General features: G+C 44.5%; 30 protein-coding genes. All 30 read left to right on the top strand.

Features of this window, described 5'->3' with window-relative positions; translation table 11 throughout:
• Window positions 1–25 precede the first annotated feature (25 nt).
• The 30 genes from rpoC to map all read left to right on the top strand — a co-directional run bounded on the left by rpoC (window position 26) and on the right by map (window position 20,988).
• A complete protein-coding gene (gene rpoC / locus ACXQIQ_RS12360; RefSeq protein ID WP_439302378.1) occupies window positions 26–3,649 on the top strand; it encodes a DNA-directed RNA polymerase subunit beta' in 3,624 nt (1,207 codons plus the stop codon).
• A gap of 90 nt (window positions 3,650–3,739) precedes the next feature.
• Window positions 3,740–3,988, top strand: a complete 249-nt coding sequence (locus ACXQIQ_RS12355) for a 50S ribosomal protein L7ae-like protein (RefSeq protein WP_226552392.1) — start codon at window positions 3,740–3,742, stop codon at window positions 3,986–3,988.
• Between the two features lie 112 nt (window positions 3,989–4,100).
• The gene (gene rpsL, locus ACXQIQ_RS12350; protein ID WP_226552394.1) at window positions 4,101–4,523 is read left to right on the top strand and encodes a 30S ribosomal protein S12; all 423 of its coding nucleotides are present in this window, start codon (window positions 4,101–4,103) and stop codon (window positions 4,521–4,523) included.
• 48 nt (window positions 4,524–4,571) lie between these two features.
• The gene (gene rpsG / locus ACXQIQ_RS12345) at window positions 4,572–5,042 is read left to right on the top strand and encodes a 30S ribosomal protein S7 (RefSeq protein WP_226552396.1); all 471 of its coding nucleotides are present in this window, start codon (window positions 4,572–4,574) and stop codon (window positions 5,040–5,042) included.
• Between the two features lie 53 nt (window positions 5,043–5,095).
• Complete coding sequence (fusA, locus tag ACXQIQ_RS12340) at window positions 5,096–7,180, top strand: elongation factor G (protein ID WP_439302379.1); 2,085 nt, start codon at window positions 5,096–5,098, stop codon at window positions 7,178–7,180.
• Between the two features lie 120 nt (window positions 7,181–7,300).
• On the top strand, window positions 7,301–8,491 hold the full coding sequence (tuf, locus tag ACXQIQ_RS12335; protein WP_439302380.1) for an elongation factor Tu: 1,191 nt from the start codon (window positions 7,301–7,303) through the stop codon (window positions 8,489–8,491).
• 539 nt (window positions 8,492–9,030) lie between these two features.
• Window positions 9,031–9,339 (top strand): 30S ribosomal protein S10, encoded by a 309-nt coding sequence (rpsJ, locus tag ACXQIQ_RS12330; RefSeq protein WP_221569190.1) that lies wholly within the window; start codon window positions 9,031–9,033, stop codon window positions 9,337–9,339.
• Window positions 9,340–9,377: 38 nt separating this feature from the next.
• Window positions 9,378–10,016: a 50S ribosomal protein L3 gene (rplC, locus tag ACXQIQ_RS12325; RefSeq protein ID WP_439302381.1), complete on the top strand. Its 639-nt coding sequence runs from the start codon at window positions 9,378–9,380 to the stop codon at window positions 10,014–10,016.
• Between the two features lie 17 nt (window positions 10,017–10,033).
• Window positions 10,034–10,657 (top strand): 50S ribosomal protein L4, encoded by a 624-nt coding sequence (gene rplD, locus ACXQIQ_RS12320; RefSeq protein WP_439302382.1) that lies wholly within the window; start codon window positions 10,034–10,036, stop codon window positions 10,655–10,657.
• Window positions 10,657–10,947, top strand: a complete 291-nt coding sequence (rplW, locus tag ACXQIQ_RS12315) for a 50S ribosomal protein L23 (RefSeq protein ID WP_439302383.1) — start codon at window positions 10,657–10,659, stop codon at window positions 10,945–10,947. Before rplD ends, rplW begins: the two co-directional genes overlap by 1 nt.
• 27 nt (window positions 10,948–10,974) lie before the next feature.
• Entirely contained in the window at window positions 10,975–11,805 is an 831-nt protein-coding gene (gene rplB, locus ACXQIQ_RS12310; protein WP_226552408.1) for a 50S ribosomal protein L2, read from the top strand.
• 57 nt (window positions 11,806–11,862) lie between these two features.
• On the top strand, window positions 11,863–12,141 hold the full coding sequence (rpsS, locus tag ACXQIQ_RS12305) for a 30S ribosomal protein S19 (RefSeq protein ID WP_439302384.1): 279 nt from the start codon (window positions 11,863–11,865) through the stop codon (window positions 12,139–12,141).
• A gap of 20 nt (window positions 12,142–12,161) precedes the next feature.
• Window positions 12,162–12,503 (top strand): 50S ribosomal protein L22, encoded by a 342-nt coding sequence (rplV, locus tag ACXQIQ_RS12300; protein ID WP_226552411.1) that lies wholly within the window; start codon window positions 12,162–12,164, stop codon window positions 12,501–12,503.
• 3 nt (window positions 12,504–12,506) lie between these two features.
• Window positions 12,507–13,166, top strand: a complete 660-nt coding sequence (rpsC, locus tag ACXQIQ_RS12295) for a 30S ribosomal protein S3 (protein ID WP_226552413.1) — start codon at window positions 12,507–12,509, stop codon at window positions 13,164–13,166.
• A 2-nt stretch (window positions 13,167–13,168) separates the two neighbouring features.
• Window positions 13,169–13,603, top strand: coding sequence for a 50S ribosomal protein L16 (gene rplP, locus ACXQIQ_RS12290; RefSeq protein WP_226552415.1), 435 nt, complete (start codon window positions 13,169–13,171; stop codon window positions 13,601–13,603).
• The gene (gene rpmC, locus ACXQIQ_RS12285) at window positions 13,593–13,796 is read left to right on the top strand and encodes a 50S ribosomal protein L29 (protein ID WP_225067063.1); all 204 of its coding nucleotides are present in this window, start codon (window positions 13,593–13,595) and stop codon (window positions 13,794–13,796) included. Before rplP ends, rpmC begins: the two co-directional genes overlap by 11 nt.
• 21 nt (window positions 13,797–13,817) lie before the next feature.
• Window positions 13,818–14,081, top strand: coding sequence for a 30S ribosomal protein S17 (rpsQ, locus tag ACXQIQ_RS12280; protein ID WP_226552418.1), 264 nt, complete (start codon window positions 13,818–13,820; stop codon window positions 14,079–14,081).
• Between the two features lie 47 nt (window positions 14,082–14,128).
• Window positions 14,129–14,497: a 50S ribosomal protein L14 gene (gene rplN, locus ACXQIQ_RS12275; RefSeq protein WP_226552420.1), complete on the top strand. Its 369-nt coding sequence runs from the start codon at window positions 14,129–14,131 to the stop codon at window positions 14,495–14,497.
• A gap of 55 nt (window positions 14,498–14,552) precedes the next feature.
• Window positions 14,553–14,864: a 50S ribosomal protein L24 gene (gene rplX / locus ACXQIQ_RS12270; RefSeq protein WP_226552477.1), complete on the top strand. Its 312-nt coding sequence runs from the start codon at window positions 14,553–14,555 to the stop codon at window positions 14,862–14,864.
• Window positions 14,865–14,890: 26 nt separating this feature from the next.
• The gene (gene rplE, locus ACXQIQ_RS12265; protein ID WP_226552422.1) at window positions 14,891–15,430 is read left to right on the top strand and encodes a 50S ribosomal protein L5; all 540 of its coding nucleotides are present in this window, start codon (window positions 14,891–14,893) and stop codon (window positions 15,428–15,430) included.
• Window positions 15,431–15,451: 21 nt separating this feature from the next.
• On the top strand, window positions 15,452–15,637 hold the full coding sequence (gene rpsN, locus ACXQIQ_RS12260; protein ID WP_225067067.1) for a 30S ribosomal protein S14: 186 nt from the start codon (window positions 15,452–15,454) through the stop codon (window positions 15,635–15,637).
• Between the two features lie 30 nt (window positions 15,638–15,667).
• A complete protein-coding gene (gene rpsH / locus ACXQIQ_RS12255) occupies window positions 15,668–16,066 on the top strand; it encodes a 30S ribosomal protein S8 (protein ID WP_226552424.1) in 399 nt (132 codons plus the stop codon).
• Window positions 16,067–16,097: 31 nt separating this feature from the next.
• Complete coding sequence (gene rplF / locus ACXQIQ_RS12250; protein ID WP_439302385.1) at window positions 16,098–16,637, top strand: 50S ribosomal protein L6; 540 nt, start codon at window positions 16,098–16,100, stop codon at window positions 16,635–16,637.
• A 32-nt stretch (window positions 16,638–16,669) separates the two neighbouring features.
• The gene (rplR, locus tag ACXQIQ_RS12245; protein ID WP_439302386.1) at window positions 16,670–17,032 is read left to right on the top strand and encodes a 50S ribosomal protein L18; all 363 of its coding nucleotides are present in this window, start codon (window positions 16,670–16,672) and stop codon (window positions 17,030–17,032) included.
• Window positions 17,033–17,053: 21 nt separating this feature from the next.
• Window positions 17,054–17,554, top strand: coding sequence for a 30S ribosomal protein S5 (gene rpsE / locus ACXQIQ_RS12240; RefSeq protein WP_439302387.1), 501 nt, complete (start codon window positions 17,054–17,056; stop codon window positions 17,552–17,554).
• A 13-nt stretch (window positions 17,555–17,567) separates the two neighbouring features.
• Complete coding sequence (gene rpmD / locus ACXQIQ_RS12235; protein WP_226552433.1) at window positions 17,568–17,756, top strand: 50S ribosomal protein L30; 189 nt, start codon at window positions 17,568–17,570, stop codon at window positions 17,754–17,756.
• 33 nt (window positions 17,757–17,789) lie between these two features.
• Window positions 17,790–18,230, top strand: coding sequence for a 50S ribosomal protein L15 (gene rplO, locus ACXQIQ_RS12230; RefSeq protein ID WP_439302388.1), 441 nt, complete (start codon window positions 17,790–17,792; stop codon window positions 18,228–18,230).
• Window positions 18,230–19,519: a preprotein translocase subunit SecY gene (gene secY / locus ACXQIQ_RS12225; protein WP_439302389.1), complete on the top strand. Its 1,290-nt coding sequence runs from the start codon at window positions 18,230–18,232 to the stop codon at window positions 19,517–19,519. The genes rplO and secY overlap by 1 nt, the downstream gene beginning before the upstream one ends.
• Window positions 19,520–19,591: 72 nt before the next feature.
• Window positions 19,592–20,242 (top strand): adenylate kinase, encoded by a 651-nt coding sequence (locus ACXQIQ_RS12220; RefSeq protein WP_439302390.1) that lies wholly within the window; start codon window positions 19,592–19,594, stop codon window positions 20,240–20,242.
• On the top strand, window positions 20,242–20,988 hold the full coding sequence (gene map, locus ACXQIQ_RS12215; protein ID WP_439302391.1) for a type I methionyl aminopeptidase: 747 nt from the start codon (window positions 20,242–20,244) through the stop codon (window positions 20,986–20,988). Before ACXQIQ_RS12220 ends, map begins: the two co-directional genes overlap by 1 nt.
• Window positions 20,989–20,997: the final 9 nt, after the last annotated feature.

Genomic DNA, 20,997 nt, shown 5'->3' with positions numbered 1-20,997 from the left:
GCATATCATAAGGGAGGTAGACCCCTTGATCGATGTAAATAACTTTGAGTATATGAAAATAGGTCTTGCTTCACCTGATAAGATCCGCTCTTGGTCACGCGGTGAAGTTAAGAAGCCGGAAACGATCAACTATCGTACATTGAAGCCTGAAAAAGATGGGCTTTTCTGTGAAAGAATCTTCGGTCCTCAAAAAGACTGGGAGTGTCACTGTGGAAAATACAAGCGCGTCCGTTATAAGGGCGTCGTTTGTGACCGCTGTGGTGTAGAAGTGACTCGAGCAAAAGTTCGACGTGAGCGCATGGGGCACATTGAACTAGCTGCTCCTGTTTCTCACATTTGGTATTTCAAAGGTATTCCTAGCCGTATGGGTCTCGTATTGGATATGTCTCCAAGAGCGTTGGAAGAAGTCATCTACTTCGCTTCTTGGGTCGTAACCGAACCAGGTGAGACACCACTCGAAAAGAAACAATTGCTATCTGAAAAAGAATACCGTGCGTACCGTGAAAAATATGGTCAAGGATTCACTGCACAAATGGGTGCGGAATCCATCAAAAAACTACTCGCAGACATCGACCTTGATAAAGAAGTCGAAGTTCTGAAAGAAGAGTTGAAGACGGCACAAGGACAAAGAAGAACACGTGCCATCAAGCGTCTTGAAGTTCTAGAAGCTTTCCGTCACTCTGGAAACCTGACTTCATGGATGATCTTGGACGTACTTCCAGTCATCCCGCCTGAATTGCGACCGATGGTCCAATTAGATGGTGGACGTTTCGCTACTTCTGACTTGAATGACCTATACCGTCGTGTCATCAACCGTAACAACCGTTTGAAGCGTCTATTGGACCTTGGTGCACCGAACATCATCGTTCAAAACGAAAAACGTATGTTGCAAGAAGCAGTCGATGCATTGATTGACAACGGTCGTCGTGGTCGACCTGTCACTGGACCAGGAAACCGTCCATTGAAGTCCCTTTCTCACATGTTGAAAGGTAAACAAGGTCGTTTCCGTCAAAACCTTCTCGGTAAACGTGTCGACTACTCTGGTCGTTCCGTTATCGTCGTAGGGCCAAACTTGAAAATGTACCAATGTGGACTACCAAAAGAAATGGCGCTTGAGCTGTTCAAGCCATTCGTCATGAAAGAATTGGTCAGCAAAGGCTTGGCACACAACATCAAGAGTGCAAAACGTAAAGTTGAACGTGTTCAACCGGAAGTTTGGGATGTACTTGAAGAAGTCATCAAAGAACATCCAGTTCTCTTGAACCGTGCACCAACGCTTCACCGTTTGGGAATTCAAGCGTTCGAACCGACATTGGTCGAAGGACGCGCGATCCGTCTTCACCCGCTTGTTTGTACAGCGTACAACGCGGACTTTGACGGTGACCAAATGGCTGTCCACGTTCCATTATCAGCAGAAGCACAAGCGGAAGCTCGCTTGCTCATGCTTGCTGCGCAGAACATCCTGAACCCGAAAGATGGTAAACCGGTCGTTACACCTTCACAGGATATGGTATTAGGTAACTACTACCTGACTCTTGAAAGAAAAGAAGCGATTGGTGAAGGAATGGTCGTCAACGACACGAATGAAGCGCTCACTGCATACCAAAATGGATATGTACACCTTCATACGCGTGTTGCGATTCCAGCAAAAGCACTCGGTAAAGGATCGTTTACTGAAGAGCAAAATCGCAAATTATTGATTACTACGGTTGGTAAGTTGATCTTCAACGAAATCTTGCCTCCGTCATTCCCATACATCAATGAACCGACAGAATATAACTTGGAAGTTGCGACTCCTGAGAAGTACTTCGTCGATCCGACAGTTGATGTAAAAGAAGAAATCAACAGCCGTGAGCTCATCACACCTTTCAAAAAAGGTATATTAGGTAAAATCATCGCTGAGGTATTCAAGCGATTCAAGATCACTGAAACCTCTAAGATGCTAGACCGTATGAAGGACCTTGGATTCAAGTATGCAACGAAAGCAGGTATTACAGTTGGTGTATCTGACATCGTTGTCCTTGCTGAGAAGAAGGAAATCCTTGAAGAGGCGGAAGAGAAAGTAACGAAAGTTATGCAACAATTCCGCAGAGGTTTGATTACGGAAGAAGAACGTTATGACCGCATCATTTCGATTTGGAGTAATGCGAAAGATGTCATTCAGGAGAAACTGATGGTTTCCTTGGATCCATATAACCCGATCTTCATGATGAGTGACTCCGGTGCCCGTGGTAACGCATCAAACTTCACTCAGCTTGCAGGTATGCGTGGACTCATGGCGAACCCGGCTGGTCGAATCATCGAACTTCCGATCAAGTCCAGCTTCCGTGAAGGTCTGACGGTACTTGAATACTTCATTTCCACTCACGGTGCGCGTAAAGGTCTTGCCGATACAGCACTTAAGACAGCTGACTCAGGTTACCTGACTCGTCGTCTTGTAGACGTGGCACAGGATGTCATCGTCCGTGAAAAAGATTGTGGAACAGACCGTGGACTTACGGTCAAAGCGATCAAAGAAGGAAATGAAGTCATTGAACCGCTTGATGAGCGTCTCGTTGGACGTGTTGCGTTCAAGACGATCCATCATCCGGAAAACGATTCTGTCGTCGTTGGTCGTAATGACCTGATTACAGAAGATATCGCGAAAGAAATCATCGATCTTGGAATCGAAGAAGTCGTCATCCGTTCAGCATTTACATGTAACACGCGCCACGGCGTATGTAAGCTTTGCTACGGACGTAACCTTGCAACCGGTTCTGAAGTGGAAGTTGGAGAAGCAGTCGGAATCATCGCTGCACAATCCATCGGTGAGCCAGGTACACAGCTTACGATGCGTACATTCCACACAGGTGGGGTTGCTGGAGACGACATCACACAAGGTCTTCCGCGTATCCAAGAATTGTTCGAAGCGCGTAACCCTAAAGGTCAAGCTGTCATTTCTGAACTTGACGGAACGGTTACTGCAATCAATGAAGTTCGTGAAAAACGCGAAATCACCGTACAAGGTGAAGCGGAATCACGAAACTACACAATCCCATACGGTGCCCGCATAAAGGTAAAAGTGGACGATCAGATCGTCGCTGGTCAAGAACTGACAGAAGGTTCCATCGATCCGAAAGAATTGATGAAAGTTTCCGGCGTAGACGCTGTTCAAAACTACCTGTTGCGTGAAGTTCAAAAGGTATACCGTATGCAAGGGGTTGAAATCGGCGATAAGCACGTCGAGGTAATGGTTCGTCAAATGATGCGTAAGATCCGTGTCATCGAAGCAGGAGATACGAAAGTTCTTCCGGGATCACTCGTCGACATCAACAATTTCACTGACGTCAACACAGGTGTTCTATTGGAAGGCGGCCAACCGGCTACCGGTCGACCGATCTTGCTCGGTATCACGAAAGCATCTCTTGAGACAGAATCATTCTTGTCTGCTGCATCCTTCCAGGAAACGACAAGAGTTCTTACAGACGCAGCCATCAAAGGTAAGCGTGATGAATTACTCGGCTTGAAAGAGAATGTCATCATCGGTAAACTAGTACCTGCAGGAACGGGTATGTCGCGATACCGCAACATCGTTCCATCCGGGGAAAGTTCCGAAGTGGAAGCGAATGAAGAAGCAGTCGTGACGGAAGAACTCGTTACACAAGATTAATAAAGTGTTGTTGACAACATTTTTCGATTTTGATAATATAACGTAGTGCTTCCATCTAAAACCTGTAGCTTTGGAGGATATCAAAACCAAATGTCTTATGAAAAAGTAATGCAGGCGACAAATGTTATTGTTGGCACAAAGCAAACAATAAAAGCCCTTCAGAATGGGGAAGTGAAAGAGCTAATCGTTGCGGATGATGCAGATCAGCGTGTAACGAATAAAGTCGTTCACATCGCAAAAGAGAAAAGCGTTCCTGTCTCAAACGTCGAATCTATGAAAAAGCTTGGAAAAGCTTGTGGAATCGATGTCGGGGCTGCAACGGTTGCGATAATAGGATAAAATGTTTTTGCCGGGGCGGTCCCCGCCCTGGGCAAAAACTTTATTTTGTCCAAAAATGAACCACCTGGATGTGTGGGCTAGGAATACGAAGAAAGAAGGGAGGATAAACAGAATGCCTACTATTAACCAATTAGTACGTAAAGGTCGTCACTCAAAAGGTAAAAAGTCTGACTCACCAGCATTGAACAAAGGTTACAACAGCTTCAAGAAAGCGAACACTGACCTTTCTTCTCCACAAAAACGTGGTGTTTGTACACGTGTTGGTACAATGACGCCTAAGAAACCGAACTCTGCACTACGTAAATACGCGCGTGTTCGTTTGACTAACCAGATTGAAGTTACAGCTTACATTCCTGGAATTGGTCACAACCTACAAGAACACAGTGTTGTATTGATCCGCGGAGGTCGTGTTAAGGACTTACCAGGGGTACGTTACCACATCGTTCGTGGTGCGCTTGACACTGCTGGAGTCAATGACCGTCGTCAAGGTCGTTCTAAGTATGGAACGAAGAAACCTAAAGATGAAAAGAAATAAGCTGATAGCTTAATCCAATAGGAACAATTTAAGGAAGGAGGGGACCACATGCCTCGTAAAGGACCTGTAGAACGTCGTGATGTATTACCAGATCCAATTTATAAATCTAAGCTTGTGACACGCCTAATCAACAAAATCATGGTTGATGGAAAAAGAGGTGTAGCGCAAAAGCTTCTATATAATGCATTCAACATCGTTCAAGAGAAAACGAACCAAGATCCAATGGAAGTACTTGATCAAGCACTTAAGAACATCATGCCAGTTCTTGAAGTAAGAGCTCGCCGTGTCGGTGGTGCAAACTATCAAGTACCAGTTGAAGTACGCCCTGAGCGTCGTTCAACACTTGGACTTCGTTGGTTGGTAAACTACTCTCGTCTTCGTGGTGAAAAGACCATGGAAGAGCGCTTGGCTTACGAAATCATGGATGCTGCAAACAACACTGGTGCATCTGTGAAGAAGCGTGAAGACATGCATAAGATGGCTGAAGCGAACAAAGCATTCGCTCACTATCGTTGGTAAGATCTACTTTATAAAAAACTATCAATCCCATTTTAGGAAGGAGAAAGACCCAAATGGCAAGAGAGTTCTCCTTGAAAGATACACGTAATATCGGTATCATGGCTCACATCGATGCCGGTAAGACAACTACGACTGAGCGTATTCTATTTTACACTGGTCGTATCCACAAAATTGGTGAAACTCACGAAGGAGCTTCACAAATGGACTGGATGGAGCAGGAACAGGAGCGTGGAATCACAATCACTTCCGCTGCGACAACTGCTCAATGGAAAGACCACCGTATCAACATCATCGACACACCTGGACACGTAGACTTCACAGTTGAAGTTGAACGTTCATTGCGTGTACTTGATGGTGCGGTAGCGGTACTTGATGCTCAATCTGGTGTTGAGCCTCAAACAGAAACTGTATGGCGTCAGGCGACGACATACCACGTACCACGTGTTGTATTCATCAACAAGATGGACAAAATCGGAGCAGACTTCATCTACTCCCTTGGAACACTACGCGAACGCCTAGGTGCTAACGCACATGCGATCCAGCTTCCAATCGGTGCTGAAGATGACTTCGAAGGAATCATCGATCTTGTTGAAATGAAAGCTTATTTCTATGAAGATGACCTTGGTACACGTACAAAAGCTGGTGAAATCCCAGATGAGTACAAAGAACTTGCTGAAGAGTATCATGGTAAACTAGTTGAAGCAGTTGCTGAACTAGATGAAGAACTCATGATGAAGTATTTAGAAGGTGAAGAGCTAACAGTTGAAGAACTGAAAGCTGGAATCCGTAAAGGTACTGTAGACGTTGAATTCTACCCAGTACTATGTGGTTCAGCATTTAAAAACAAAGGTGTTCAGCTTGTACTAGACGCTGCCCTTGACTACTTGCCTTCTCCATTAGATGTACCTCCAATCAAAGGTTTCATCGCTGGAGATGAAGAACAAAAGGAAGTAACACGAGAAGCTGACGATAACGGTCCTTTCTCTGCCTTAGCATTTAAGGTAATGACAGATCCTTACGTTGGTAAGCTTACTTTCTTCCGTGTGTACTCTGGAACATTAGATTCAGGTTCATACATCAAAAACTCTACGAAGGACAAGCGTGAGCGTGTAGGACGTATCCTACAAATGCACGCTAACTCCCGTGAAGAAATCTCAACTGTATACGCAGGGGACATCGCTGCTGCAGTTGGATTGAAAGATACTTCAACAGGGGACACACTATGTGATGAAGGTGACGCAGTCATCCTTGAATCCATGGACTTCCCTGAGCCAGTTATCTCATTGTCTGTTGAGCCTAAATCAAAGGCTGACCAAGACAAGATGGCAATCGCTCTTGCGAAATTGGCTGAAGAGGATCCAACTTTCAAAACTGAAACAAACCAAGAAACTGGTCAAACGATCATCTCTGGTATGGGTGAACTTCACCTTGACATCATCGTAGACCGTTTGAAGCGTGAGTTCAAAGTTGAAGCAAACGTTGGTGCTCCTCAAGTTGCTTACCGTGAAACTATCCGCAAAGCTGCGAAAGTTGAAGGTAAGTTCGTACGACAATCCGGTGGACGTGGACAATACGGACACGTTTGGATTGAGTTCGAACCAAACGAAGAGGGTGCAGGATTTGAATTCGTCAACAAGATCGTTGGTGGAGTTGTACCACGTGAATACATTCCGGCGGTACAAAATGGTGTCGAGGAAGCATTGCAAAACGGTATGATTGCTGGATATCAAGTAATCGACGTTAAAGCAACAATCTTCGACGGTTCTTACCACGATGTCGACTCCAACGAAATGGCATTTAAGATTGCTGGATCTATGGCATTGAAGAATGCTAAGCAATACTGTAGCCCAGTTCTTCTTGAGCCGATGATGAAAGTTGAAGTCGTCGTTCCAGAAGAGTACATGGGAGACATCATGGGAGATGTAACATCTCGCCGTGGACGAGTTGAAGGTATGGAAGCACGTGGTAACGCTCAAGTTATCCGCGCAATGGTACCTCTTTCTGAGATGTTTGGTTACGCTACGACTCTACGTTCTAGAACGCAAGGTCGTGGAACGTACACAATGCACTTTGAAAAGTACGAAGAAGTACCGAAGTCGATTTCTGAAGAAATCATCAAAAAAGTAAGCGGTCAGTAATCGTTTACGACTTGTACAATGAAGTACATTTATTGTAAGCTAAGATAGGTGAGACATAGCCTTTCACCTATCTTACAAATAAAACTAAACCATTTTCATATTTAAAGGAGGAACATACTCATGGGTAAAGAAAAATTCGATCGTTCCAAAGACCACGTTAACATTGGTACAATTGGACACGTTGACCATGGTAAAACTACACTAACTGCTGCGATCACTACAGTACTTCACAAGAAGTCTGGTAAAGGTGAAGCTCGTGCATACGACCAAATCGACGGTGCACCAGAAGAGCGTGAGCGTGGAATCACAATCGCGACAGCACACGTTGAGTACGAAACTGACAACCGTCACTATGCTCACGTTGACTGCCCAGGACACGCTGACTACGTTAAGAACATGATCACAGGTGCTGCACAAATGGACGGCGGAATCCTTGTTGTTTCTGCTGCTGATGGCCCAATGCCACAAACTCGTGAGCACATCCTTCTATCTCGTCAAGTAGGTGTACCTTACCTTGTTGTATTCATGAACAAGTGTGACATGGTAGACGACGAAGAACTACTTGAACTAGTAGAAATGGAAGTACGTGACCTTCTTTCTGAGTACGACTTCCCTGGTGACGATGTACCTGTAATCAAAGGTTCTGCTCTTAAAGCTCTTGAAGGAGACGCTGATTGGGAAGCTAAAATCTTTGAACTAATGGATGCGGTTGATGAGTACATCCCAACTCCAGAACGTGACCACGACAAGCCATTCATGATGCCAGTTGAGGACGTATTCTCAATCACTGGACGTGGAACAGTTGCTACTGGTCGTGTTGAGCGTGGTAAGGTTAAAGTTGGAGACGAAATCGAAATCCTTGGTCTTACTGAAGAGCCTAAGAAAACTACAGTAACTGGTGTAGAAATGTTCCGTAAGCTTCTTGACTACGCTGAAGCTGGTGACAACATCGGTGCACTACTTCGTGGTGTATCCCGTGAAGACATCGAGCGTGGACAAGTTCTTGTTCAACCAGGAACAGTTAAAGCTCACACTAAGTTCAAAGCTGAAGTTTATGTTCTATCAAAAGAAGAAGGTGGACGTCACACTCCATTCTTCGCTAACTACCGTCCTCAGTTCTACTTCCGTACTACGGACGTAACTGGAACAATCGCGCTTCCAGAAGGAACTGAAATGGTAATGCCTGGCGACAACATCGAAATGACTGTTGAACTAATCGCGCCAATCGCGATCGAAGACGGTACTAAGTTCTCTATCCGTGAGGGTGGACGTACTGTAGGTGCTGGTGTCGTTTCAACAATCATCGAATAGTCGATAGATTATTGAGATCAAAAGCACTCCTTTCGGGGAGTGCTTTTTTCTATTGATGAAAAGAGTGTGGAATTTGGCGTTTTCTAAAACGATTCCTCGTTTTTACAAAACACCTGTGGTTTTTTCTAAAACTCCACCCGAATTTTCTAAGACCGCACTCTGTTTTTTTAAAACCTCAACTCATTTTTCTAAAACACCCATTCACCACCTACACAAATCGCCTCAAAACATAGCCTGCGCAACGTAAAATCACCACTTGCCCTCAACAATATTTTTCCAACCGCGAAATTTATCATATAACCCAAAAAAACCTTGCAAAACATAGGCGAAACCTTTATAATTGTTCAAGTGTGGCTGAAACATTATTGTTCTGGAGATGTTGCAAAACCCTTGCAACTCTAGTATAATCAGTAATGTTGGCCATCTAGCGATGAAGTAGAAGGTTGCGGACACACCCGGCCCCTTTGCCATGGCGGGAACGTTCGGTAAATTTCTACTGAGAATTGTCTATATTTAATGGACGAGAAGGAGGGGAAATAATGGCAAAGCAAAAGATTCGTATTCGTTTAAAGGCTTATGATCACCGCATTCTAGACCAATCCGGTGAAAAGATCGTTGAAACTGCAAAGCGATCTGGTGCTAAGGTATCGGGACCAATCCCACTACCAACTGAAAAGTCTGTATACACAATCTTGCGAGCTGTACACAAGTACAAAGATTCTCGTGAGCAATTCGAAATGCGTACTCACAAGCGTTTGATCGACATCATCGAGCCAACGCCTCAGACTGTTGATTCACTTATGCGTTTGGATCTACCATCTGGCGTTGACATCGAAATCAAGCTATAAAACAAATTAAATTTTTCATATTTTAGGAGGTGTGACGAATGACCAAAGGAATCTTAGGTAAGAAGATCGGTATGACACAAATCTTTGCAGAGAACGGTGAAGTGATTCCAGTAACTGTTGTTGAAGCTAGTTCTAACGTTGTTCTACAAGTGAAGACAGCTGAAAACGACGGCTACGAAGCAATCCAAATCGGTTATGCTGACAAGAAAGAATCTCGTACCAACAAACCTGCAAAGGGCCATGCTGAAAAAGCAAACACAAACCCTAAGCGCTACGTTAAAGAACTTCGCGGAGTAGAACTCGGAAGTTATGAAGTTGGTCAGGAAGTCAAAGTAGATATTTTCCAGGAAGGCGACAGTGTAGACGTCACTGGAACATCAAAAGGTAAAGGATTCCAAGGTGCAATCAAGCGACACGGACAATCTCGCGGACCGATGACTCACGGTTCTCGTTACCACCGTCGTCCTGGTTCAATGGGTGCTGTTGACCCAATGCGCGTATTCAAAGGTAAAAAACTACCTGGACGTATGGGCGGCAAGACAGTTACTGTTCAAAACCTTGAAATCGTTAAGGTCGACACAGACCGTAATCTACTATTGATCAAAGGTAACGTACCTGGAGCGAAGAAGAGCTACGTTACTGTCGAATCTGCTGTTAAGGCAAAAGAAGCTAAGTAAGAAAGGAGGATACACCGGTGCCAAAAGTAACGCTATTTAACCAATCCGGTTCTGAAATCGGAGAAATCGAATTGAATGACAATGTATTTGGTATTGAGCCAAATAACCACGTGCTTTTTGAAGCTGTTGTAATGCAACAATCTTCAACTCGTCAAGGAACTCACGCTGTCAAAAACCGTTCTGCGGTACGAGGCGGAGGTCGTAAGCCTTGGCGTCAAAAAGGAACTGGCCGTGCTCGTCAAGGATCAATCCGTTCACCACAATGGGTAGGCGGTGGAACTGTATTCGGTCCAACACCACGAAGCTACAGCTACAAGCTTCCTAAAAAAGTACGTCGTTTAGCAATCAAATCTGCACTATCATCTAAAGTGCAAGAGAACAACATGGTTGTCTTGGAAGATCTTAAATTTGATGCTCCAAAGACAAAAGAAATGGCTAGTGTATTAGCAAACTTCTCTTCAGCATCTAAAACGCTCGTCGTTACAGCTGACTATAACGAATTTGCAGCTTTATCTGCTCGCAATATCCCTGGAGTAACACTGATCACTGCTGACGGTGTAAACGTCTTGGATGTGTTGAACCACGACAAGCTATTCATGACGAAAGATGCTGTAGAAAAGGTAGAGGAGGTGCTCGCATAATGGCAGACGCACGTGAAATTATCAAGCGCCCCGTTATCACTGAACGTTCTACAGAAATCATGGGTGACAGAAAGTACACGTTCGAGGTTGACCCTCGCGCGAACAAAACCCAGATCAAAAACGCAATTGAAGAGATTTTCGGTGTGAAAGTCGAAAATGTTAACACTCAAAACTATAAAGGAAAGAAGAAACGTGTAGGTCGTTACTTCGGATTCACTGCTAAGCGCAAAAAAGCGATTGTTCAGTTGACATCTGATAGTAAAGAACTCGATTTCTTCGAAGGAGTATAAACCTACTCGTAAAGGAGGGACCGTAAAATGGCTATCAAAAAGTATAAACCAACAACAAATGGTCGTCGTCACATGACGTCATCTGATTTTAGTGAAATTACAACAGACCAACCCGAAAAGTCGTTGTTAGCGCCACTTAGCAAAAAAGCTGGACGTAACAACCACGGGCGTATTACTACTCGTCACCAAGGTGGAGGCCACAAGCGTAAGTATCGTATCATCGATTTCAAACGTGACAAAGATGGAATACCAGGGCGCGTTGCTACGATCGAATATGATCCGAACCGTTCTGCAAACATCGCACTAGTCCACTATGCTGACGGAGAAAAACGTTACATCCTTGCAACTAAAGGTATGGCAGTAGGACAAGAAGTAATGTCAGGACCAGACGCGGACATCAAGAATGGTAACGCAATGGCTCTTAAAGATATCCCAGTGGGTACAACAATCCACAATATCGAAATGAAGCCTGGTCGCGGAGGACAGCTTGTACGTTCTGCAGGTGCTGAAGCACAACTTCTAGGTAAAGAAGAGCGTTACGCACTAGTACGTCTTCGTTCTGGAGAAACTCGTCGTATCCTATTGACTTGCCGTGCGACAATCGGTCAAGTAGGAAACCTTGAGCACGAATTGATCAACATCGGTAAAGCTGGACGTTCTCGCTGGTTAGGTAAGCGCCCTACAGTTCGTGGTTCTGTTATGAACCCTAGTGATCACCCACACGGTGGTGGTGAAGGACGCGCGCCAATCGGACGTAAGTCACCAATGTCACCTTGGGGCAAACCAACTCTTGGTTACAAGACTCGTCAGAAGAACAAGCCAAGTGACAAGTATATTGTACGTCGTCGTAAAAAATAACGGGATTGAACTACGGTTCAAACGAACCGTAGCGCAATCGCGAAGGGAGGTACTAGAATGGGTCGTAGTTTGAAAAAGGGACCTTTCGTAGATGACCATCTAATGAAAAAAGTTGAAGCACAAGGTGAAACCAACGACAAGAAAGTCATCAAGACTTGGTCTCGTCGATCTACTATTTTTCCACAGTTCATCGGACACACAATTGCCGTTTATGACGGACGTAAGCATGTGCCAGTGTACGTGACAGAAGACATGGTCGGACACAAGTTGGGAGAATTCGCTCCAACACGTACGTACAAAGGCCACGCTGCTGATGATAAGAAAACAAGACGTTAACAAGAGAGGAGGTACTCGGAATGGAAGCTAAAGCTGTTGCAAAACAGGTTCGAATTGCTCCTCGTAAAGCTCGCCTAGTCGTCGATCTCATTCGAGGAAAGGAAGTTGGAGAAGCGATTGCGATCTTGCGTCATACGCACAAAGGTGCATCTCCAATTGTAGAAAAGGTGTTGAACTCTGCGATCGCAAATGCAGAACACAACTACGAAATGGAGCCTAACAACCTTGTAATCAAAACCGCTTATGTTGATGAAGGTGTAACATTGAAACGATTCCGCCCACGTGCTATGGGTCGTGCAAGCCGTATCAACAAACGCACAAGCCACATCACAATCGTGGTATCAGAAAAGAAGGAGGGATAAATCGTGGGTCAAAAAGTAAATCCAGTAGGTCTTCGTGTCGGCGTCATCCGTGACTGGGAATCAAAATGGTACGCAGACAAAGACTACGCAGATCTATTACATGAAGACATCAAAATTCGTGAATACATTGAAACTCGCTTGAAAGACGCTGCAGTATCTGCAGTTGAAATCGAACGTGCAGCAAACCGTGTAAACATCACAGTTAAAACTGCTAAGCCAGGAATGGTCATCGGTAAAGGTGGTTCTGAAGTCGAAGCACTTCGTAAATCCCTGAACGACTTGACTGGTAAGCGAGTTCATGTCAATATCTTTGAAATCAAACAAGCTGATCTTGATTCTAAACTTGTTGCTGAAAACATTGCTCGTCAACTTGAGAACCGTATTTCATTCCGTCGTGCAATGAAACAGACAATCCAACGTGCAATGCGCGCAGGTGCGAAAGGTATTAAAACGGAAGTATCAGGACGTCTTGGTGGCGCTGATATCGCTCGTTCTGAATCTTACAGCGAAGGAACTGTTCCGCTTCACACGCTTCGTGCAGACATCGACTATGGAACTGCAGAAGCAGACACAACTTACGGTAAATTGGGAGTTAAAGTCTGGATCTATCGTGGTGAAGTCCTTCCAACGAAAGGAACGAAACAAGAGGAAGGAGGAAAATAATTATGTTGATGCCAAAACGTGTTAAATATCGTAGAGAACACCGTGGTAAAATGCGCGGACGCGCTAAAGGCGGCCAAGAAGTCGCTTTCGGTGAATACGGTCTACAAGCAGTAGAAGCGTCATGGATCACAAACCGCCAGATCGAAGCAGCTCGTATCGCGATGACGCGTTACATGAAGCGTGGCGGTAAAGTATGGATTAAAATTTTCCCTTCTAAGCCTTACACAGCGAAGCCTCTAGAAGTCCGAATGGGTTCTGGTAAAGGTGCTCCTGAAGGATGGGTAGCAGTTGTAAAGCCTGGGAAAATCATGTTTGAGGTAGCTGGAGTATCAGAGGAAGTAGCTCGTGAAGCTCTTCGTCTTGCATCTCACAAGCTTCCAATCAAAACGAAATTTGTAAAACGCGAAGAAGTGGGTGGTGACACAAATGAAAGCTAATGATTTCCGTAATTTAACCACTGCAGAAATCGAACAGAACGTTAAAACTCTTAAAGAAGAGCTATTCAACCTTCGCTTTCAATTAGCAACTGGCCAATTAGAAAACCCTGCCCGCATTCGTGAAGTCCGCAAAGCCATTGCACGTGCAAAGACTGTATTGCGCGAACGTGAGCTCGGAATTACGAACGCCTAAATTGAAGGGAGGACTTAAAAAATGAGCGAACGCAACCAACGTAAAGTATATGTAGGTCGTGTGGTATCCGACAAAATGGATAAGACGATCACAGTACTAGTTGAAACTTATAAAAATGACCAATTGTACGGAAAGCGCGTTAAGTACTCTAAGAAGTTCAAGGCGCACGATGAGAACAACACCGCTAAAATGGGTGACATCGTTCGAATCATGGAAACTCGTCCATTGTCTAAAGACAAGCGTTTCCGTTTAGTAGAAGTGGTAGAAGAATCCATCATTATCTAATAAAAGTTTCGGATCGATACTTTCAGTCCGAAAGGAGGTACACGTAAATGATTCAACAAGAATCCCGTTTAAAAGTTGCTGACAACTCTGGAGCTCGTGAACTACTAGCGATCAAGGTCCTCGGTGGATCTGGACGTAAGTATGCAAACATCGGTGATATGATTGTGTGTTCTGTTAAATCTGCAACACCAGGCGGCGTTGTTAAGAAGGGTGACGTTGTACGCGCGGTTGTCGTACGTACTAAGCGCGGTGTGCGCCGTCCAGACGGATCTTACATCCGCTTTGACGAGAACGCTGCAGTCATCGTACGTGATGACAAGAGCCCAAGAGGAACACGTATTTTCGGACCAGTTGCACGTGAACTACGTGACAACCAATTCATGAAAATCGTTTCACTAGCGCCAGAAGTACTCTAATAATTGAATTTCAAGCATTGTCTTGTAAGGAGGTGCGCAAGCCGCTATGCCTAAAATGCACGTGAAAAAAGGCGATAAAGTTCAAGTTATCTCAGGTAAGGATAAAGGGAAGCAAGGTGTGATCCTTCAAGCATTACCAAAGGAAAACCGTGTGATCGTTGAAGGAGTGAACGTCGTTAAAAAACACGCTAAACCTTCTCAAGATAATCCACAAGGTGGAATCCTTAATGTTGAAGCTTCAATCCACGCTTCTAACGTTATGCCGATTGACCCTAAGTCTGGAGAACCTACACGCGTAGGTCATGAAGAAAAGGACGGAAAGAAAGTACGAGTTGCTAAAAAATCAGGGGAAGCTCTTGATAAATAAGCAAAGGTGAAAGGAGGTTACCTAGAATGAATCGTCTACAAGAAAGATACAAGCAAGAAATCGTTCCTTCTCTACAAGAGAAGTTCGAATATAGCTCAGTAATGCAAGTACCAAAAATCGATAAGATCGTAATCAACATGGGACTAGGAGATGCTGTTTCCAACGCGAAGGCACTTGACGTTGCAGTTGAAGAATTGACTGAAATCGCTGGTCAAAAGCCGGTTGTTACGAAAGCGAAGAAATCCATCGCTGGATTCAAACTTCGTGAAGGTATGCCAATCGGTGCGAAAGTTACATTACGCGGTGAGCGTATGTACGATTTCCTAGACAAACTAATCAGCGTTTCTCTTCCACGTGTACGTGACTTCCGTGGTATTTCTAAGAAATCATTCGACGGTCGTGGAAACTACACACTTGGTGTGAAAGAACAGCTTATTTTCCCAGAGATCGATTATGATAAGGTCAACAAAGTGCGCGGTATGGATATCGTTATCGTAACTACTGCAAACTCAGACGAAGAGGCTCGTGAACTACTTACTCAAGTAGGTATGCCATTCCAAAAATAATGAGCCAAAGGAGGGAAAACTGTGGCGAAAAAATCAATGATCGCTAAACAAAAGCGTAAGCAGAAGTTCAAAGTACAAGAATACACTCGTTGTGAACGCTGCGGACGTCCGCATTCCGTAATCCGTAAGTTCAAGCTTTGCAGAATTTGTTTCCGCGAACTTGCATATAAAGGTCAAATCCCTGGCGTCAAAAAAGCTAGTTGGTAAACCCCGTTGACGGGAAGGAGGTAATTAGTAATGGTCATGACAGATCCAATTGCAGATATGTTAACTCGCATTCGTAATGCGAACACTGTAGGTCACGATAAATTAGAGGTTCCTGCATCCAAGCTAAAGAAAGAGATCGCAGAAATCCTTAAGAGCGAAGGCTTCGTACGTGACGTAGAGCTAATCGAAGATAACAAGCAAGGTGTTATCCGTATTTTCTTAAAGTATGGTCCAAACAACGAACGTGTTATTACGGGCCTTAAGAGAATCAGTAAGCCTGGTTTGCGTGTCTACGCGAAAGCTTATGAGGTACCACGTGTACTTGGTGGACTAGGAATTGCTCTAGTTTCTACATCAAAAGGAATTATGACAGACAAAGACGCTCGTAACCAACAAGTTGGCGGAGAAGTCTTAGCATACGTTTGGTAATAAAAGAAAGAAAGAATGGAGGTGCAGCTGAATGTCTCGTATTGGTAACAGAAGATTACAAATTCCAAGCGGCGTAACCGTCGAGAACAAAGGTAACAACGTCGTTACTGTTAAAGGACCAAAAGGTGAATTGACTCGCTCTTTCAGTCCAGATATGAAAATCAACATCCAAGAAAACGAAGTGACATGTGAGCGTCCAAGTGAGCACAAAGATCACAAAGCGCTTCATGGAACAACTGTTAGCTTGATCGACAACATGATCCACGGTGTTTCCAACGGATACGAAAAGTCTCTTGAACTAGTCGGTGTCGGATATCGTGCAAACAAATCTGGTAACAAACTAGTCTTGAACGTTGGATACTCTCATCCAGTGGAAATCGTTCCTGAAGAAGGAATCGAAATCGAAGTACCTGCGAATACGAAAGTAATCGTCAAAGGTATCGATAAAGAACGTGTTGGTGCTGTTGCAGCGAATATTCGCTCTATTCGTCTTCCTGAACCGTATAAAGGGAAAGGTATCCGTTACGAAGGAGAATATGTTCGTCGTAAGGAAGGTAAGACTGGTAAATAGTAACGTAAGATTACGGAAAGGAGTGGCGTAGGATGATTACAAAGCCTGATAAAAATGTTGCGCGTAAGAAACGACATGCTCGTGTACGCCGTAGTATTTTCGGAACAGCAGAACGTCCTCGCTTGAACGTATTCCGTTCATCTAAGCACATCTACGCTCAGTTGATCGACGATGAAAACGGAGTAACGTTAGCGTCTGCTTCTACAATGGATAACGATGTAGAAGTTGAGAATGGCGGAAATGTTGAAGCTGCTAAGAAAGTCGGCGAAGCAATCGCAAAGCGCGCAGTTGAAGCTGGACACAAAGAAGTCGTATTCGACCGCGGTGGATATATCTATCACGGACGTGTCAAAGCATTAGCTGACGCAGCTCGCGAAGCAGGACTACAATTTTAATAGAAGGAGGGAAACTCAATCATGCGTGCAATCGATCCAAACAAACTAGAACTTGAAGAACGTGTTGTTACCGTTAACCGTGTTGCAAAGGTTGTTAAAGGTGGACGTCGCTTTCGTTTTGCTGCGGTTGTGGTAGTAGGAGATAAAAACGGTCATGTTGGATTCGGTACTGGTAAAGCACAAGAAGTACCAGAAGCGATCCGCAAGGCAATTGAGGATGCAAAGAAAAACTTAGTAACTGTACCGATCGTTGGTACAACACTTCCTCACCAAATCAACGGACGTTATGGAGCAGGGAACGTATTATTGAAGCCTGCATCTGAGGGTACAGGAGTCATCGCTGGAGGACCTGTACGTGCGGTACTAGAGTTGGCTGGAGTTGGTGACATCCTTTCTAAATCACTAGGATCAAACAACCCGATCAACATGGTCCGTGCAACAATCGAAGGACTAAAAAATCTCAAAAAAGCTGAAGATGTTGCGAAGCTACGCGGCAAATCAGTTGAAGATCTATTAGGTTAAGGAGGGAATTTGAATGGCTAAGAAATTAGAAGTCACCCTCACTCGTAGTTTAATTGGTCGTCCGGAAAATCAACGTGTTACAGTGAAGACACTAGGATTGCGTAAGATGCACCAAACAGTCGTACACGAAGACAACGAAGCGATTCGTGGTATGGTGAACAAAGTGTCTCACCTTGTAACAGTTAAAGAAATCAACGCTTAATAAGACGATATAAATCATGAGGAGGTGCCGATAATGAAACTTCATGAACTAAAGCCATCTGAAGGTTCTCGTCGCGAACGCAATCGTGTTGGACGTGGAATCGGATCAGGTAACGGTAAAACAAGTGGACGTGGACACAAGGGGCAAAACGCTCGTTCTGGCGGCGGAGTACGCCCAGGATTCGAGGGTGGACAAAACCCACTTGCACGTCGTTTGCCAAAACGTGGATTCACAAACCCATCTCGCGTCGAGTATGCGGTCGTGAACCTAGAAACGTTGAACCGTTTTGAAGAGGGTACAGAAGTAACCCCTGAACTTCTTCTTGAAACTGGCGTAATCAGCAAGTTGAAAGACGGAGTGAAGATTCTTGGAAACGGGAAACTAGAAACGAAGTTGACTGTCAAAGCTCACAAGTTTTCTGCTTCTGCGAAAGAAGCAATCGAAGCAGCGGGCGGAAACACTGAGGTGATGTAATGTTCCGTACAATCTCCAACATTATGCGCGTAAGTGATATAAGAAATAAAGTGTTATTCACACTAGCAATGCTTGTCATCTTCCGGATCGGAACATTCATTCCAGTCCCGAATGTAGACAAGACAGTACTTGATTTTCAAAATCAAATGAACGTATTCGGATTCCTGAATACGTTTGGTGGCGGAGCCCTGCAAAACTATTCCATTTTTGCAATGGGTATCATGCCATACATCACAGCATCAATCATCGTCCAGTTGTTACAGATGGATGTTGTGCCGAAGTTCACCGAATGGTCGAAGCAAGGTGAGGTAGGGCGTCGTAAGCTTGCTCAATTCACTCGATATGGTACGATTGTTCTTGGATTCGTCCAGGCAATCGGAATGTCTATCGGATTCAACAACTTGTTTCCAGGACTTATTCCAAACCCGAATGTCGCGACTTACCTGATGATTGCTTTGATCCTTACGGCAGGTACTGCGTTCTTGATGTGGTTGGGTGAACAGATTACAGCTCATGGAGTAGGAAACGGTATTTCAATTCTGATCTTTGCTGGTATCGTTGCAGCTGTACCAGGTGCAGTGAACCAGTTCTACGCTCAACAATTTGAGGGTACGGAACAGACATTGTTCATCGGTATCGTAAAAGTCCTACTTATTGCGCTTGCAGTCATTGCATTGACTGTATTCGTCATCTTCATCCAACAAGGTCTCCGTAAGATACCGATCCAATACGCGAAGCGTGTTGTGAACAACAAGCCGGTTGGAGGACAGCAAACGCACCTTCCAATCAAGGTGAACGCTGCAGGGGTAATTCCAGTCATCTTTGCAATCTCACTGATCATCGCACCACCAACGATTGCGGGATTCTTTGATGAGAATGCAGTGACTCGATTTATCACACAGACTTTTGATTATACAACGCCGGTGGGAATGATCGTTTATTCGGCCTTGATCATCGGATTCACGTATTTCTATACATTCGTTCAGGTCAATCCTGAGCAAATGGCAGAGAACTTGAAGAAACAAGGTGGATACATTCCAGGAATCCGTCCAGGAAAGAACACGGAAACGTACATTGTGCGAATCCTTTATCGTCTGACGTTCGTCGGAGCGATGTTCTTGGCACTTGTTTCGATCCTGCCGATCTTTTTCATCAAGTTCGCGGGTCTTCCACAATCGCTACAAATCGGCGGAACGAGTCTATTGATTGTGGTCGGTGTTGCACTTGATTCTATGAAACAAATTGAAAGCCAATTAATTAAACGTCATTATAAAGGCTTCATCAAATAAAAAGAGAAACGGGGATCCAACGTATTCCCCTTCTCTTGACAATGTACGTTTGTGACCGTATGGAGGGATTAGATGAATCTAGTACTCATGGGTCTGCCAGGTGCCGGAAAGGGAACCCAGGCTGCCAAGATCGTTGATAAATATGGTATCCCCCATATCTCAACAGGTGACATGTTCCGAGCTGCGATTAAAGAAGGAACCGAATTAGGTATAAAAGCCAAGTCCTACATGGATGCTGGTAACCTTGTACCTGACGAGGTCACGATTGGGATCGTCGACGAGCGATTGAACAAAAGTGACTGTAAGGACGGTTTCCTGCTTGATGGGTTTCCTCGGACAGTCGCACAGGCTGAAGCGCTTGAGAATATCCTTTCCAAAAGCGAGCGTTCAATCGACTACGTTCTGAACATCGATGTCGATAAAGAACAGTTGATGGAACGATTGTCTGGCCGCAGAATCTGTAAACAATGTGGAGCGACATATCATGTGATATTCAATCCACCTTCACAAGAAGATGTTTGTGATAAGTGCGGTGGGGAACTTTATCAGCGCGAAGATGATAACGAAGAAACAGTCAAAACAAGGCTTGAAGTGAATATCGAACAATCGAAGCCGCTGCTCAAGTTTTATGAACAGAAAGGCTATCTCCGTAACATCGACGGAAACCGGGATATCGATGAGGTATTTGTAGATATCGATCGACTCCTTGGAGGGTTGAAGTAATGATCATTTCAAAGACACCGCGCGAGATTGATATCATGCGTGAGGCTGGAAAGATTGTTGCTCTGACTCATAAAGAACTCCAGAAGCACATCAAGCCGGGAGTGACAACGAAAGAGCTCGACAAGATTGCAGAAGAATTCATTCGCAGTCACGATGCAATTCCTTCTTTTAAAGGCTATAATGGTTTTACAGGAAGTATATGTGCATCGGTAAATGAAGAACTCGTTCACGGCATTCCTGGAAAGAAAGTGCTAAAAGATGGAGACATCATTTCCATTGATATCGGTGCGAAATATAACGGATATCATGGTGACTCAGCTTGGACTTACGGTGTCGGAGAAATCTCCGATGAGAACCAACATCTTTTAGAGGTAACCGAACAATCGTTATATAAAGGTCTTGCAGAGGCAAAACCTGGAGAAAGACTCACGAACATCTCCCATGCGATTCAATCGTATGTTGAAGCAGAGGGCTTTTCGGTAGTACGTGAATACGTCGGCCACGGAGTCGGACAAAATTTGCACGAGGATCCGCAAATCCCCCACTTTGGACCGCCGGGAAAAGGGCCGAGGCTTAAACCAGGTATGGTTCTTGCCATCGAGCCGATGGTAAACGCAGGATCACGATATGTTCGAACACTAGCAGATAATTGGACCGTCGTTACGCAAGATGGTAAGAATTGTGCGCATTTCGAGCATACCATTGCCATTCTTGAAGATGGTTATGAAATCTTAACGAAAGCCTAAAATGAAGGT

The sequence above is a fragment of the Pseudalkalibacillus sp. Hm43 genome (genome assembly GCF_054170705.1).
This window is presented reverse-complemented; position numbering and strand designations above follow the sequence as displayed.

Excerpts from the sequence above, each read along its gene's own strand:
- ACXQIQ_RS12355 (WP_226552392.1), top strand. The coding sequence starts at position 3,740 with ATGTCTTATGAAAAAGTAATGCAGGCGACAAATGTTATTGTTGGCACA.
- rpsL (WP_226552394.1), top strand. The coding sequence starts at position 4,101 with ATGCCTACTATTAACCAATTAGTACGTAAAGGTCGTCACTCAAAAGGT.
- rpsG (WP_226552396.1), top strand. The coding sequence starts at position 4,572 with ATGCCTCGTAAAGGACCTGTAGAACGTCGTGATGTATTACCAGATCCA.
- fusA (WP_439302379.1), top strand. The coding sequence starts at position 5,096 with ATGGCAAGAGAGTTCTCCTTGAAAGATACACGTAATATCGGTATCATG.
- tuf (WP_439302380.1), top strand. The coding sequence starts at position 7,301 with ATGGGTAAAGAAAAATTCGATCGTTCCAAAGACCACGTTAACATTGGT.
- rpsJ (WP_221569190.1), top strand. The coding sequence starts at position 9,031 with ATGGCAAAGCAAAAGATTCGTATTCGTTTAAAGGCTTATGATCACCGC.
- rplC (WP_439302381.1), top strand. The coding sequence starts at position 9,378 with ATGACCAAAGGAATCTTAGGTAAGAAGATCGGTATGACACAAATCTTT.
- rplW (WP_439302383.1), top strand. The coding sequence starts at position 10,657 with ATGGCAGACGCACGTGAAATTATCAAGCGCCCCGTTATCACTGAACGT.
- rplB (WP_226552408.1), top strand. The coding sequence starts at position 10,975 with ATGGCTATCAAAAAGTATAAACCAACAACAAATGGTCGTCGTCACATG.
- rpsS (WP_439302384.1), top strand. The coding sequence starts at position 11,863 with ATGGGTCGTAGTTTGAAAAAGGGACCTTTCGTAGATGACCATCTAATG.
- rplV (WP_226552411.1), top strand. The coding sequence starts at position 12,162 with ATGGAAGCTAAAGCTGTTGCAAAACAGGTTCGAATTGCTCCTCGTAAA.
- rplP (WP_226552415.1), top strand. The coding sequence starts at position 13,169 with ATGTTGATGCCAAAACGTGTTAAATATCGTAGAGAACACCGTGGTAAA.
- rpmC (WP_225067063.1), top strand. The coding sequence starts at position 13,593 with ATGAAAGCTAATGATTTCCGTAATTTAACCACTGCAGAAATCGAACAG.
- rpsQ (WP_226552418.1), top strand. The coding sequence starts at position 13,818 with ATGAGCGAACGCAACCAACGTAAAGTATATGTAGGTCGTGTGGTATCC.
- rplN (WP_226552420.1), top strand. The coding sequence starts at position 14,129 with ATGATTCAACAAGAATCCCGTTTAAAAGTTGCTGACAACTCTGGAGCT.
- rplX (WP_226552477.1), top strand. The coding sequence starts at position 14,553 with ATGCACGTGAAAAAAGGCGATAAAGTTCAAGTTATCTCAGGTAAGGAT.
- rplE (WP_226552422.1), top strand. The coding sequence starts at position 14,891 with ATGAATCGTCTACAAGAAAGATACAAGCAAGAAATCGTTCCTTCTCTA.
- rpsH (WP_226552424.1), top strand. The coding sequence starts at position 15,668 with ATGGTCATGACAGATCCAATTGCAGATATGTTAACTCGCATTCGTAAT.
- rplF (WP_439302385.1), top strand. The coding sequence starts at position 16,098 with ATGTCTCGTATTGGTAACAGAAGATTACAAATTCCAAGCGGCGTAACC.
- rplR (WP_439302386.1), top strand. The coding sequence starts at position 16,670 with ATGATTACAAAGCCTGATAAAAATGTTGCGCGTAAGAAACGACATGCT.
- rpsE (WP_439302387.1), top strand. The coding sequence starts at position 17,054 with ATGCGTGCAATCGATCCAAACAAACTAGAACTTGAAGAACGTGTTGTT.
- rpmD (WP_226552433.1), top strand. The coding sequence starts at position 17,568 with ATGGCTAAGAAATTAGAAGTCACCCTCACTCGTAGTTTAATTGGTCGT.
- rplO (WP_439302388.1), top strand. The coding sequence starts at position 17,790 with ATGAAACTTCATGAACTAAAGCCATCTGAAGGTTCTCGTCGCGAACGC.
- secY (WP_439302389.1), top strand. The coding sequence starts at position 18,230 with ATGTTCCGTACAATCTCCAACATTATGCGCGTAAGTGATATAAGAAAT.
- ACXQIQ_RS12220 (WP_439302390.1), top strand. The coding sequence starts at position 19,592 with ATGAATCTAGTACTCATGGGTCTGCCAGGTGCCGGAAAGGGAACCCAG.
- map (WP_439302391.1), top strand. The coding sequence starts at position 20,242 with ATGATCATTTCAAAGACACCGCGCGAGATTGATATCATGCGTGAGGCT.